11 protein-coding genes are annotated in these 14004 nt (G+C 66.9%); 9 read left to right on the top strand and 2 right to left on the bottom strand.

The features are described from left to right. From QRO93_RS16925 to QRO93_RS16910, 4 genes are all read left to right on the top strand, one after another. On the top strand, positions 1–1854 hold a 1854-nt coding region (locus QRO93_RS16925; protein ID WP_285304291.1), incomplete at its 5' end, for a transcriptional regulator. 115 nt (positions 1855–1969) lie between these two features. Beyond that, positions 1970–2869 carry a helix-turn-helix transcriptional regulator gene (locus tag QRO93_RS16920; RefSeq protein ID WP_180880961.1) on the top strand — a complete coding sequence of 300 codons (900 nt, stop codon included), beginning with the start codon at positions 1970–1972 and terminating at the stop codon, positions 2867–2869. A gap of 49 nt (positions 2870–2918) precedes the next feature. Further along, positions 2919–5801 carry a TonB-dependent receptor gene (locus QRO93_RS16915; protein ID WP_053450724.1) on the top strand — a complete coding sequence of 961 codons (2883 nt, stop codon included), beginning with the start codon at positions 2919–2921 and terminating at the stop codon, positions 5799–5801. Positions 5802–5971: 170 nt separating this feature from the next. Then, positions 5972–6181 (top strand): hypothetical protein, encoded by a 210-nt coding sequence (locus tag QRO93_RS16910; protein WP_010483987.1) that lies wholly within the window; start codon positions 5972–5974, stop codon positions 6179–6181. A 61-nt stretch (positions 6182–6242) separates the two neighbouring features. Here QRO93_RS16910 and QRO93_RS16905 read toward each other — a convergent pair whose 3' ends face one another. Together QRO93_RS16905 and ppa are read right to left on the bottom strand one after the other, a co-directional pair. Next, a complete protein-coding gene (locus tag QRO93_RS16905) occupies positions 6243–7364 on the bottom strand; it encodes an HDOD domain-containing protein (RefSeq protein WP_164087627.1) in 1122 nt (373 codons plus the stop codon). A 151-nt stretch (positions 7365–7515) separates the two neighbouring features. Further along, a complete protein-coding gene (ppa, locus tag QRO93_RS16900; RefSeq protein ID WP_005410935.1) occupies positions 7516–8052 on the bottom strand; it encodes an inorganic diphosphatase in 537 nt (178 codons plus the stop codon). Positions 8053–8236: 184 nt separating this feature from the next. Between ppa and QRO93_RS16895 the strand changes: the two genes are divergently transcribed. The 5 genes from QRO93_RS16895 to QRO93_RS16875 all read left to right on the top strand — a co-directional run bounded on the left by QRO93_RS16895 (position 8237) and on the right by QRO93_RS16875 (position 13925). Next, positions 8237–8728: a hypothetical protein gene (locus QRO93_RS16895; protein WP_164087626.1), complete on the top strand. Its 492-nt coding sequence runs from the start codon at positions 8237–8239 to the stop codon at positions 8726–8728. Beyond that, on the top strand, positions 8728–9204 hold the full coding sequence (locus tag QRO93_RS16890; RefSeq protein WP_164087625.1) for a hypothetical protein: 477 nt from the start codon (positions 8728–8730) through the stop codon (positions 9202–9204). Before QRO93_RS16895 ends, QRO93_RS16890 begins: the two co-directional genes overlap by 1 nt. Before the next feature lie 86 nt (positions 9205–9290). Continuing rightward, positions 9291–9791 carry an RNA polymerase sigma factor gene (locus tag QRO93_RS16885; RefSeq protein ID WP_049456982.1) on the top strand — a complete coding sequence of 167 codons (501 nt, stop codon included), beginning with the start codon at positions 9291–9293 and terminating at the stop codon, positions 9789–9791. Positions 9792–9895: 104 nt separating this feature from the next. Beyond that, positions 9896–10828: a FecR domain-containing protein gene (locus QRO93_RS16880; RefSeq protein WP_180880959.1), complete on the top strand. Its 933-nt coding sequence runs from the start codon at positions 9896–9898 to the stop codon at positions 10826–10828. Between the two features lie 178 nt (positions 10829–11006). After that, positions 11007–13925 (top strand): TonB-dependent receptor, encoded by a 2919-nt coding sequence (locus QRO93_RS16875; protein ID WP_180880957.1) that lies wholly within the window; start codon positions 11007–11009, stop codon positions 13923–13925. The last annotated feature ends 79 nt before the right edge of the window (positions 13926–14004 follow it).

The raw sequence follows: 14004 nt of genomic DNA, 5'->3' as shown, positions 1-14004 counted from the left end.
CGCCAGGTCCGGCGCAAGGTGCTGCTGGTGGCAGGCCTGTTGATGCTGGCGGCGGTGATCGTGCTGACGATGCTGCTGCTGCGCCGGGCCCCGGTGGCGAGTTCGCCGGTGGATGCGGCTGTCGAGAACGGTGTCCGCGTGATCGGCAGCCCGCAGCGGCCCTACCGGCTGATTACCGCCACCAGTGGCTTCGAGACCTATCCAACACTCTCCCCCGATGGTTCCCAGGTTGCCTATGAAGGCGCCAACGAGGATGGCAGGGGCGGCGGAGCGATCAAGGTGCAGACCTCGGGCAATGCGCCCGCGCGCCAGTTGCTCGCTCCCCCGGTGGGCGCCAGCGATCGTTTTCCCAGCTGGTCGCCGGATGGCCGCGAGATCGCCTTTGCACGGTTCAGCGCCGAAGGCGGCTGCCAGGTGCTGATTGCCAGCGCTACGGGCGGCGCGCTGCGCCAGGCAACGCGCTGTGACGGCACCGAACTGCTCAGCTTCGACTGGACCCCTGACGGCCGTGGGCTGGTGTTCGGCAGCATGGTCGGGCGGTATGCGCATCGCGGCATCCGGGTGCTGGACCTGGCCAGTGGTCAGTGGAATGCCCTGGACTACAGCGTCGATGCGGACGACTTCGACTATGCGCCGCGCTACTCGCCGGACGGCAAGTGGCTGGTGTTCGTGCGCAATCCGCAGATGGGCGACCTGTGGCGGATGCCGGCCAGTGGCGGCGTCCCGGAGCAGCTGACCAATGAAGCGGCCGAGCAGCGGGGCTGGGCGTGGGTCGATGATGGCCGCACCATCGTGTTCGGGCGGCGTGTCGACAGCGAAGTGCGCCTGTACTACCTCGACGTTGAACGCCGCACGCTGCGTGATGCCGGCTTGGACGATGCGCAGTGGCCCGCGGTGTCGCGGCATGGCGGGGTGCTGGCGTTCGTTCACCGGCGTGCGCAGTTCGGTGTGTTCAAGGTGCCGACCGATGGAGGCAGCGCGCAGCGCCTGTTCGCTTCCAGTGGCCGCGATGGCCAGCCGATGGCGGCGCCTGACGGCCGGCAGCTGGTCTTCACCTCTGATCGTTCGGGCAGTTTCGCCCTGTGGTGGGCCGACATGCAGCGGCCGGACTCGTTGCGGCCGATCGAGGGCCTGCGGCCAGAGGGGCGGCAGGCGCCGGACTGGGCCGCCGACAGCCGCCACCTGCTGGTGGTGGGGCGCGATGAACACGGGCGCACGGTGATCTACGAGATCTCACCGCGTGATGAGCGCCTGCAGGCGCTGCCGGTGCCGGCGGAACAGCCGCTGCAGGCCCTGTACGGTGCAACCGAGGACCAGCTGCTGGTGGTTGAACGCGATGCGGACCAGCGCACCCGGTTGAGCCTGTTCGATCGCAGTACCCAGCCCTGGCGCCGGCTGGCCAGCATCGAGGGGGTATCGCAGGCCCGTTTCGATCGTGGCAGCGGGCGGGTGCTGTTCACGCGCCTGGCGGCTGGCGGGCTCTGGTCGGTCGATCCGGCGCTGTCGTCGGCCAGCGTGCGCCAGATCAGCGAGGACCGGCCGAGCCGCTGGCGCTATCGCACCTGGACGGTCGCCGGCAGTGGCGCTGTCGGCTACCTGGGAACCTCCACCCGGTGTGGCACGACCCTGGTCCGCATCGAGGCCGGTGTCGAGGCCCCGGAGCGTTGCCTGGATGCACAACGGCTCAGCGCGGGCAACGGGATCAGTGCCAGCGCCGATGGTCGTGATCTGTACGTGGCCCTGGCCGTGAGCGATGGTGCCGACATCGGCGTCATGCAGCTGCCTCCGCCGGCGCCGACGCTGTTTCCAGCGTTCTCCAGGCTTTTGATTTTCAAGAAGAATTTTTCTTCGTAATTTTTTCGTGCCGTTCTCGCCGCGAATTCGTGGCGATCTCGGCAGACTTTCCTGACGCGCTGCCGCCCGATTGGGCAAAACGGAGGCCTGTACTAGGCAAATCCGTGGTGCCCCCATGCGTCAACTCTCGCTGGCCGATCGCGGCCAAACCGTCTCTCTCGACAAGTCCCTCGATGAAGGCACGCCGACCTGCCTGGGCGTCGCCCGGCTGGGTAGCCTGCAGACGGCGGGAAGCAGCTTCACGGTGTGGATGCAGGTGCGTGGCAGTTCCTGGGTCGAAGCCAAGGAAGGTCGCTTCCGGCTGCGCCAGGGCGAGTGGATCGCATTCGAGAAGGAGTCCCGGCCGCTGGTGCAGGCGGGCCGCAACGGGTTGTGCGTGGGCCTGAACCTGAACATCGAAGCGCTGCGGGTGCTGACCGAGATGGCCGACTGTGGCCTGTATGCCGGTCGTGGCCGCCTGAACCGCAGCGACGCCCGGGTGGGCCTGCGGCTGTGGCGCGATGCGCTGGCCAGTGGCCAGCCGGCCCATGCACTGAGGCCGCTGCTGCTGCATCTGGCAAGCCTGCAGCGGGGCCTGGCCGAGAACGTGCAGCGCTGCCCGGGGCGCTCGCGCAGCCGCAAGCGGCAGGTGTTCGGGCGCATGCAGCGCGCAAGGCTGTACCTGGAGGGCAACAGCCATCGCGTGGTGCGCATCGGTGAGTTGGCCGAGCTGACCAACTTCTCCAGCTGGTATCTCTCCAAGACCTTCCAGAGCCTCTACGAAGAGAGTCCTCAGTCGCTTTCGGCACGGTTGCGCCTGGAACGGGCCGCCGATCTGCTGCGTGACACCGACATGATGGTGGGTGAGGTTGCCGCAGCCAGCGGATTCGACAACTGCTGCAGCTTCGCCCGCGCCTTCCGCGCCCGCTATGGCCAATCCGCTTCGCGCTTCCGCGAAAACGGCGGGGTTCTGCCGCCACATTCTGCAAAGTCTCTGGTTGGGTCGCGCAAATACAGCGTCGCAACGCAATCGTAACGTGCTGGGGTGTTTTAACACGCTGCTAACACGTACCTTGGAGAGATAGATGAACGTTTGTAATCCCGCAGTGCGGCTCGGCCTGCTGCCCGCCGGCATCGCGCTGGCGCTGGCGCCGGCCTTTGCTTCCGCCCAGGAAGCGAAGGCCACGACCGACCTGGACCGCATTTCGGTCACCGGCTCGCGCATCCGCCAGGCGAGCATGGAAACCGCGCAGCCCGTGATCGCGCTGCAGCGCGCCGACATCGAGAAGCAGGGCTTCACCAGCGTCGGCGATATCGTGCAGAACCTGTCGGCGACCGGTTCGCCGGCCATCAGCCGTGCCGACGCCCTGACCTCGGGCGAAGAAGTGGGCGGCCAGTACGTCGACCTGCGCGGCCTGGGCCCGGAGCGCACCCTGGTGCTGCTGGACGGCAAGCGCATGGGCGTCAGCACCGGCGGCTACACCGACCTGGCTGCCATCCCGACCTCGGTGGTCGAGCGCATTGAAGTGCTGACCGACGGCGCCTCGGCGATCTACGGCTCCGACGCCATCGCCGGCGTGATCAACATCATCACCCGCAAGAACTTCGACGGCCTGGAAGCCAGCGTCTACGGCGGCCAGTACGGCCAGGGCGACGGCGAGAAGCAGGTCTACAACTTCGTCTACGGCCAGACCGGTGAGCGCGGCTCGATCACCTTCGGTGCCGAGTACAGCAAGGAAGATCCGGTCTGGGCGAAGGATCGTTCCTTCAGCCGCTACCCGAACGGTCGCTTCCACCCGAACCCGACCGATTCGGATGCCAACGGCTGGTCGCCGGCGTCCAACCACGGCGTGCTGATTGATGACATGGGCACCCCGAAGGACGCGAACGACGACGTCTGGTACACCCGTGGCAACAACGGCTCGGGCAACACCATGGCCGATTTCCGCGAGTTCGGCACGGCTGACTACACCAATGCCAGCCAGGAAATGTGGCTGCAGAACAAGCTGACCCGTCGTTCGGTGTTCGCCAATGGCAACTACGACCTGACCGACAACATCCGCGCCACCGCGAACGTGCTGTACACCAAGCGTACGGCCACCCAGCAGATCGCCGGCTATCCGTACCAGTCCGAGGTCTACGGCACCCCGCTGTCGGCCGACAGCATCTACAACCCGCTGGGCAAGGACGCGGAATTCATCCGTCGTACCTCCGAAGTGCCGCGTCAGACCGAATCCGAGCAGGAGACCTTCCGCTTCTCGGCCGGCCTGGAAGGTTCGTTCGAGTTCGGCGACAAGTTCTGGGACTGGGACGTGGGTTACGTCTACAACCAGAACAAGGGCGTGAAGACCGGCACCGGCAACCTGTTCATCCCGAACGTGCAGAATGCGGTCGGCCCGTCCTTCATGGACGGCGACGTTGCCCGTTGCGGCACCCCGGGCCACGTCATCGCCGGCTGCACCCCGTGGAACCCGCTGGCACCGTACGGCTCGACCGGCAACGGCTCGCTGGCCGATCCGGCCCTGCAGGCCTACCTGTACCTGCCGAGCCACGATACCTACACCAACACCACCAAGGCCTACAGCGCCAACATCGGTGGCTCGCTGTTCTCGCTGCCGGCCGGTGAGCTGGCCATCGCGGCCGGTTACGAGCACCGCGAAGAAAGCGGCGAGTACAACCCGGATGCGCTGCTGCAGTCGGGCCTGAGCACCGACCTGGCCGGCAAGCCGACCAAGGGCAGCTACAAGCTCGACGAGTTCTACGTCGAACTGAACGTGCCGGTGCTGGCCGACATGCCGTTCGCCAAGGAGCTGTCGCTCGACATGGCCGGCCGCTACTCGGACTACAACACCTTCGGTGACACCATCAACAGCAAGTTCGGCCTGAAGTGGAAGCCGATCGACGACCTGCTGGTGCGTGCGACCTACTCGACCGGCTTCCGCGCCCCGAGCATCTCCAACATGTACGGTGGCACGTCGCAGACCTTCGACGCCTACACCGATCCGTGCGACAGCAGCTTCGGCTCGGCCGCGCGCAACCCGTCGGTTGCCGCAGCCTGCCAGGCGGGCGGCGTTCCGGCCAACTTCCGCCAGATCACCTCCGGCGGTGCGCAGTCGACCGGCCCGGGCACCCAGTCCTACAGCGCCTTCGAGTCGGGCTCCAACCCGGAACTGAAGCCGGAAACCTCCAAGACCTGGACCGCAGGCCTGGTGTACAGCCCGAACTTCGTGCAGGGCCTGGACGTCAGCCTGGACTGGTGGAAGATCCGCATCAACAACGTGATCGCCGCCGAGTCGGTGACCTCGATCCTCAACCAGTGCTACGTGCTGGGCGTGGCGTCGGCGTGTGAGCGTTTCGAACGCGGCACCGACGGCCGCACCGTCAACCAGGTGGTCGACGTCACCCGTACCCTGATCAACGGTGGTTACCAGGAAACCGCAGGTTACGACCTGGGCGTCAAGTACCGCCTGCCGGAGTTCTCCTTCGGCAAGTTCGTCATCGACTGGAAGACCACCTACGTCGATTACCTCGAGTACAAGCGTGACAACGAGGCCGAAACCCCGGTCGAGCAGCACACCAGCTGGGCGACCGGCGATTGGGGTGCCAACTTCCGCGTCCGTTCGAACCTCAATGTCGACTGGACCCTGGGCAACCTGGGCGTGAACTGGGGCGTGCGTTACTACTCGGGCATGAAGGAGCCGTGCTCCTACGATACCGAGTGCAACCTGCCTGACTTCACCTCGGCCTATACCCTGGGCCAGCCGAGCCGAAAGGTCGGTTCGAACACCTTCCACGACGTGCAGGTGCGTTACAACCTGCCGTGGCAGGCCACTGTCTCGCTCGGTGCCAACAACGTGTTCAACCACGAAGGCCCGGTCATGTACAGCCAGCCGAACTCGAGCTTCTCCTACTACGGTGGCTTCGATATCGGTCGCTTCTACTACATGAAGTACACCCAGCGCTTCTGATCGATCGAAGTGCGACAGCAGTAATGGGAGGGCGGGCCGCAAGGCCCGCCCTCTTTATTTGTAGGGGAATTCCGAAACATGTTGGAAGGTGAGCGAAATCACGTTCCTGCCGTGTCGTAATCAACACAGTTGACGGGTCCACTTGCGGACACTTGCACATGGAGAGAGCGATGAAGAGCACGCTGTTGCACAAACTGTCTGCTGCTGCACTGATCTATGCAACATTGGTGGGTGCGGTGTTCGCCCAGACCGGTGGCGTCTGTGGGGGCGGGCTGTACTGCGAGGAGCTTCGCCAGGAATGCCTGGCTGCGGGCAAGTCGAAGGTGCTGTGCGATCTGCAGTATCGTCACTGCGTGCAGGATGCCTGCGGCGCGCGCTGATGCAGGAAAGGGCGCGCCGTCAGGCGCGCCCCTTGAGTTCCACTGGGGTGCAGTGGCGGGTTCAGGCGTCGCTGGGTACCAGCCCCATCAACGCATTGGCATGCTCGCGCCATTGCGGCAGCTTGTTGAGCACGCCCGCGCGCTGCAGGTAGTCCTCGTCCACCGGATCGCCGTTGACCAGTGCCAATGCCACGTGCACCGCACCGGTCACCCAGAAGCTGCGTGTATTGGCGCGCTGCGGCTGCAGGTGGAAGGCCACTGCTTCGATGATCGGCATCGGCAGGCCCCACAGGCCCAGCAGGTAGGCGCCCGCCTCGGCGTGGCCGGGACGCGTGTCGCCCGCCAGCGATGGCTCGGAACGTTCGTTGCGCACACCGGGCAGCAACAGGCCGATGTCGGCCAGCAGGGCGGCGGTCGCGCCCAGTTCGGCGCTGGATTCGGGCAGCAGGCGTGCGGCCAGCCGCGAGGCGAGCAGGGCGCGCTGCTGCAGCGAATTGCGTTCGGCGGTCGACAGCGTCGGCGCCGAGAACACTTCGCTGGCCAGCACCAGGTCGCGCAGCGTGGCCAGGCCCAGCCGGGTCACCGCGGTGCGCAGGTCGGAGATGGTGCGGCCCTGGCTGAAGAACGCCGAGTTCGACAACTGCAGCACCTTGGCGGCGATGGCCGGATCGGCGGCGACCAGCTTGGCGACGTCAGCGCTGTCGGCATCGTCGTCGTGCTCCAACGCCTGGGTCAGGCTCAGGTACAGGTGCGGCGGCGATGGCAGCTTCTCGATGCGGCCGATGGCATCGCGCAGGCGTGGGCTGTCCAGCACCTCGCGCAGCTCTTCCAGGCTGGTCAGCGCTTCCAGCAGCACTTCCGGCGCCAACGGCAACGGCAGGAAGCGATGGGCGACACCGATCAGGCGCGCCGGCGGCGGCCGGTTGCCATGCAGGGCATCCACCAGCGCGATGCGGATGGTTTCCGGGCGCAGGGTCCGGATCTGGCCCAGCAGCGTGGTGGCATTGAGGTCCGGCAGCTGCGGGCAGACGATCACCGCATCCACGCCTTGCGTGGCCACCGCGGTCATCGCGGTCTGGCCATCGGCGGCGGTCAACGGCTGCCAGTCTTCCCCAAGATCGGCAATGAATTCGGTCAGCTCGGCCGGCAGGCTGGCTGCATCCCCAACAAGCAGAATACGCACGACACATTCCCCTGGCTGTCTCGACGATGGATGTCGACGACGTGTGAAGTGACGCAATTTACCTAATACGACAGCAAGAGTGATGTGCCGTCGTCTTGAAACGTGACCCGCATCGCTCCGGCAGGGCATGCCGGAGCGATCCGGTTCAGGCTCAGGCCTTGCTGTCGAGGTGGCGCTGGTGCGCCTCGATCAGGATCTGCTTGGCCTCGGCAGCGCCGCCCCAGCCGTCGAGCTTGACCCACTTGCCCTTTTCCAGGTCCTTGTAGTGCTCGAAGAAGTGGCCGATGCGCTCCAGCCAGTGGCTGGACACCTGGGCGATGTCTTCAACGTGGGCGTAGCCGCTGAAGATCTTCGAGACCGGCACGGCCAGGATCTTCTCGTCGCTGCCTGCCTCATCGCTCATCTTCAGCACGCCGACCGGACGGCAGCGCACCACCGAGCCCGGCACCAGCGGCAGCGGCAGCACCACCAGCACGTCGGCCGGGTCGCCATCACCGCACAGGGTGCTCGGCACGTAGCCGTAGTTGCACGGGTAGCGCATCGGGGTGGACAGGATGCGGTCGACGAAGATCGCGCCGGTTTCCTTGTCCACTTCGTACTTCACCGGCTCCGAGTCCTTCGGGATCTCGATGATGACGTTGATTTCTTCCGGCGGGTTCTTGCCGGGCGAGACGAGTTCCAGACCCATGGTGTGCTCCAGGTGGGGGTGTAGACGGATAGCTGACCATTTTATGCCTTTGCCGGGCGCTGTGCAGGGGAGGGCAGCCCACGGCACCGCGCGGGGCGTCCTTACGGACCGCCCGGGGTTTGGCTGATGGGGAACCCGGCGCGGGCGGCGCAGGCTGGCCCCCCATCTCCGAGGAGTGCTGCCCATGTCCTGGTGTGCCCGATTCACCGCCGTCGTGCTGCTGCTGGTGTCCCTGCCGGCGCCTGCCCGAGGCCTGCACGTCGATCTGATCGACTATCCGCGACCGGAGGCCAACTGGGAGCGCGCCTATGGCCTGGAGGCGGCGCTGACGAGGGAGTTCGACGCGCGCTGCGCCGATACCTGGTGTGAAGGGCAGTACAGCAATTACCAGGTACTGGAGTTTCGTTGTGCCGTACTGGCCCATCGCGGCACCGTGCAGCGATGTGCCTGGGTCATTGCCGCCAGTGAGCTGGCGGTACAGGCCGACAGTGGCGAGATTCGCGTCGACAATGGCCGCTGGGTCTGTCCGGTGGAGTTGCATCCGGGGGTGCCGGTTGAGGCTTTCCATGCCGCGCTGGACGCACCGGGTGGCCTGGCGGCCTCCCTGCCCGGGCTCGATCACGGCCTGTTCGACGTGCTGCCCGACTGCATCCGGAATGCGCGGAGGGACGGCTGATGGGCGGGTTCAAGGCACGATGGCTGGCCTGCGCGCTGTTGATGGCGGGGGCCGTGCAGGCCAGTCCGTTCTACGTGGATGCTCGTGACTACCCCGCACCGGGCGCCGGCCACGCGCGTTTCCTCGCCGCCGAGCGTCAGCTGGTGCGCGGCTTTGACGACGTCTGTGGCGATACCTTCTGCGAGGGGGAGTATTACAACCTCAGGGCGATGCGCCTGCGCTGCTCGGTACAACAATCCACCGGCGTGGTCGCCGGCTGCATCTGGACCTTTTCGGGAAGCTCGACCTGGGTCCGGCAGACCGGGCAGATCGATGCCGATGTCGGCCGCTATGCCTGCGCGGTGCCTCTGGCTGCAGGAACCCGGCTGGACGAACTGTTGGAGGTATGGGGCGCTGGATCCGGACATGACGCGCTGCATGCCTTGCTGCCTCGAACCCGTACGAGTGTCTACGACGGGCTGACCGACTGCCTGTGAGAGTCGCCAGGAATGCAAACGTGACTGATTCGCATTAACGGAGTAGCATGCGCGACGCCTTCTTGTCCGTGGTACCGGCTCCGCGCATGTCCTCCAATGCCGCCACCCTCACCGAACTGCTGATCCGCGAGCGGTCAGCGCTGCTGCGCCGCGTCCAACGCATCCTGGGGAGCGACGGCGGCGCCGAGGACGTGATCCAGGCGGTGTGGTTCAAGGCGCGTGGGGTCGACGACAGCCAGGCCATCGACAACCCGCGCGCCTACCTGTACCGGCTGGCCGCCAACCTGGCCACCGACCACGGTCGTGAATCGACCCGCCGCAACCGCCTGCTGGCGGACCACTATCTGTGGGGGCCGGACGAGGTGATCTCGACCGAGGAGCAGGCCATGGCGCAGGACGAACTGCAGCGCGTGCTGGATGCGGCAGGCCACCTGCCGGAACCGACGCGCAGCATCTTCCGGCTCAACCGCCTGCAGGGCCTGACCCAGGCCGAGATCGCGCGCCGCCTCGGCGTGTCGGTCACCACCGTCGAGAACCATGTACGCACTGCGCTGCAACGCCTGGCCTGGGCGCGCAGCGGTCGATGATCGTCCAGGCTTGGGGGTGCTCCCCGCTGGAACGTCTTGATCACTGGACCGTGGATGCGGTCTAGTTCCCCTGCCCGCGCTTGAATGCGCCTGTCCGCCAGCCGATGAGCCCGCCGAACATGCTGCCCGCCGCCAATGACGATGCCCTGGCCGAACAGGCCCGGGGCTGGATCGCGTGGCTGGCGTCGGGCGACGTCGGCGAGGCGCGGATGCACGAGTTCGAACGCTGGCTGGCCCAGCCGGGGCACCGCCGGGCTTTCGAACACGAGCGCGCGCTGTGGCGCAGCATCGGGCCGCGTCCGCAGGCCAGGCCGGTGCAGCGGCCGCGGCCGCGGCGACTGCGCTGGGCGATGGCTGCCGCGGCCGCACTGGCGATGCTGGTGGCCTGGCCGGAAGCCTGGCTGCGCCTGCAGGCCGATCATCGCAGCACGCACGTGGTGCAGGACGTGCAACTGCCCGACGGCAGCCGTGCAGTGCTGGATGCGGACAGCGCGATCGCCGTGCACTTCGACGCGCATGCACGCCAGGTCGAACTGCTGCGCGGACGCGCCTGGTTCGACGTCACGCCTGATGCAGAGCGGCGTTTCAGTGTGCGTGCGGGCAATGGCGTGGTCGAGGACATCTCGACCGCGTTCACCGTCGCGCGCGGCGATGGCCAGGTGGAAACCCAGGTCGGGCAGGGCAGGGTGCGGGTGGCCAGCCCGGCCGACGGTGGCTGGACCTACCTGCAGGTGGGCCAGCGCGCAGTCTATGGCGAGCACAGTGGCGTGGCCCGCCTGGGAGACGTGGCGGCGGACAGCGTAGGCGCGTGGCGCCAGGGCGAACTGCTGCTGGAGCAGGCCAGCGTCGCCGATGCCGTGCAATGGGTGGGACGTTATCGTGCCGGGCCTACCTTCGTGCGCGGTGACCTTTCGCGGCTGCCGGCGGTGAGTGCAGCGCTGCGCATCGATCGCCCGGAACAGGCACTGGATGCGCTGGCTGCAACGGCCGGCCTGCAGGTGACCCGTCTTCCCTTCGGTGTTGCCATCGTCCAGTAGATCCACGCCATGCGTCGATGCATTCACCCGTCATCTTCCGCAAATCTCCCTTGGGGTCGTCGCGCTCCCATCCGTCTTACTCCGCGAACGTACCCGCCGCCGCCACGTACGTCGCCGTGTCCGCCTGTGTTGCGGATGACGCCGCGCCCGCGGCACTGATTACCTGACAGGTTCCCCCATGTTCGACTCCCATCGTCCGGGCCGCGTGCTGCGCCCGTCCCGCCTGTGCATCGCATTGCTGGCCGCAGGCCTGGCCAGCGCCGCGCCGTCCGTGCTGGCGCAGAGCGCCCGCGGCGATCATGCCGCCGTGCAGCGCTTCGACATTCCGGCGCTGCCGCTGGACGAAGCGCTGCGCAGCTACATGCGCCAGTCCGGCATCCAGGTCGTCTATCCGGCGACGCTGGCCCAGGGCGTGACCTCGCGTGCGGTCAACGGCAGCCTGTCGGCCAACGACGCGCTGCAGCGGCTGTTGCAGGGCAGTGGCCTGGCGGTACGCCGGGTCAGCGCCGATGCAGTCACGCTGGAAGCAGCGACGCCGGCGCAGGCCGGCGATGGCGTGATCGTCACCGACACGCTGAGCGTGGCCGGCGACCGTGTCGATGCCGGCGCGACCAGCGACGAAGCCCGCCTGCTCGACAGCTACCGCAGCGTCGGCTCCACCACCACGCTCAACCGCACGCACCTGGAGCGCTTCCGCGGCACATCCAACGGCGACATCGTCAAGGGCGTGGCCGGTGTCACCGCCGGCGATCCGCGCGTCGGCAACGGCTTCGACGTCAACATCCGCGGCATCCAGGGCCAGGGCCGCGTGCCGGTGATCATCGACGGCGGCCAGTCCAGCATCGACACCTACCGTGGCTATGCAGGCCAGTCGCAGCGCACCTACCTGGACCCGGACCTGATCTCCAGCCTGACCATCACCAAGGGCCCCAGCCTGCAGGCCAACGCCTCTGGCGGCATCGGCGGCGTGGTCGAGATGGAGACGCTGAAGATCGGTGACGTGTTGCGCGAAGGCCGCGATTTCGGCGTGCGCGTGCGTGGTGGCCTGGCCAATGCCAGCGCCAACAACCTGCCGGCGTACAGTGCTGCGCCGCGCACCGACCGCAGCGCTACCGGCAACCAGTTCTTCAACGTCGCCGCCGCCGGCCATTGGGATCGCTTCGACCTGGTCGCCGCCTACGCCTACCGCGATACGGGCAACTACTTCTCGGGCAAGCATGGCTACGATGACTTCCCGCAGACCCGGCGCACGCTGGCACCGCTGAATCCGCCGCGTACCGAGGTGTTCAACACCTCCTCGCGCTCGAAGTCGGCGCTGCTCAAGGGCACCTGGCGCATCGACGACGCGCAGACGCTTGAGGCGGGCTACCGCCGTTACGAAGGCACCGCCGGCGAGATCATGGCCTCGCAGATCATCCGCGTTGATCGTGACCGCATCCCGCAGTGGGATCCGGGCCACGTCGACATGGACAGCTACACCCTGCGCTACCGCTTCAATCCGGACAGCGAGCTGGTCGACCTGCGCGTCAATGCCACGTACACCGATACCGACAGCGTGATGTACAACAGCCTGACCGGCATCACGCCGTGGTATTTCGACCGCCGCACCGAGTGGTATGACGCGCCCAGCTTCAGTGGCGACCCCGGCTACAAGGATGCCTACCGCAATCCGCTGCGGCAGAAGCGCTTCGGCCTGGACGCCAGCAACACCTCGAGGTTCGATACGCAGGCGGGTGCGTTCACGCTCGACTACGGCCTGTCCTACAGCGATGAAGACATCGCGCCGGGCAGCTCCGGGCCGGTCATGCACGACGATCTGGTCAACAACCGCTTCCTGCGCAATGCCGAGCGCAAGGAATACAGCGCAGTGGCGTCGCTGAAGTGGCAGCCCGACGAGCATTGGGAGCTGCTGGCCGGTGGCCGCTGGAACCGCGTGGATGTGCATGACCGCAACCGCCTGGCCACGCCCGACGCCTACGAGGTGCAGGGCCAGTACCGCTACACCGAGCTGCTCAACGGCAACCCGGCGCTGCCGTCGTGGCGGGCCAAGCGCATCGCGCTGCTGAACTGGTATCCAGATGCCAACGGCAACTTCACCCAGGAATCGCTGCTGGCCTCGCCGTACAAGAAGGGCACGGTGGCCGACATCGGTGGCTGGAACTTCTACGACGCGGGCAAGGCGCAGGACCTGGAAGTGCCGGTCAGCTGGAGCTGGTCGCAGCCGATCCGCCGCCGCGACAGTGCGTTCTCGCCGACTGCCAGCGTGGCCTACCGCTTCAGCGAAGACACCATGGTCTACGTGAAGTACGCCGAAGGCACCAAGCTGCCAAGCCTGTTCGAGACCACGCTGGGCCTGTTCACTGCTGCCAAGCCGGTGGGTGAACTGAAGCCGGAGCGTGCGCGCAGCTGGGAAATCGGTGCCAGCACCATCCGCTACGACCTGTTCACCGCCGGCGACCGCCTGGCGCTGAAGCTGGCCTACTTCGATACCCGCATCGACGACCTGATCACCCGCGACTACCGCACGCTGTCGGCCGGCCTGATCCGCAACGTCGACCGGTTCAAGGTATCGGGCATGGAGTTCCAGTCCAGCTATGACAGCGGCAAGCTGTTTGCCGATCTGTCCGCGCACTACTACTTCAAGGCCAAGACCTGTGCGCCGGACATTGCCGCCGAGCGCCGCGCGTATGGCGAACAGCGCAAGAACGCGGAGCTGGCCGGCACGCCGGACTGCGTCGATGGTGGCTTCGAAGGCTCCTACACCAACACGCAGAACCCGCCGCGCTACATGGTCAACCTGACCCTGGGTTCGCGCCTGTTCGACGAGCGCCTGACCTTCGGCACCCGCGTGGTGCACAACGCCGGCCCGATCAGCAAGCTGGACAAGGAATGGAACGTCGGCCTGTCGGCGATCCAGCAGCTGTACCGGCCGACCACCCTGGTCGACCTGTTTGCCAGCTGGAGCTTCAACGACCAGCTGTCCGTGGAAGCGGGCGTGGACAACCTGACCGACCGCTACTACCTGGATCCGCTGGCGCTGGGCGTGATGCCGGCCCCGGGCCGCACCGCGCGCCTGGCGTTGACCTGGAAGTACTGATCGATTGCGCAGTGCGCCTTCGGTGGGTGCGGACCCTGGTCCGCACCGGTCCTGCGGTGTAACGGGGAGGGGCCGGGCC

This window comes from Stenotrophomonas maltophilia group sp. Smal17, assembly GCF_030237045.1.
Taxonomy (GTDB): Bacteria; Pseudomonadota; Gammaproteobacteria; order Xanthomonadales; family Xanthomonadaceae; genus Stenotrophomonas; species Stenotrophomonas forensis.
This window is presented reverse-complemented; position numbering and strand designations above follow the sequence as displayed.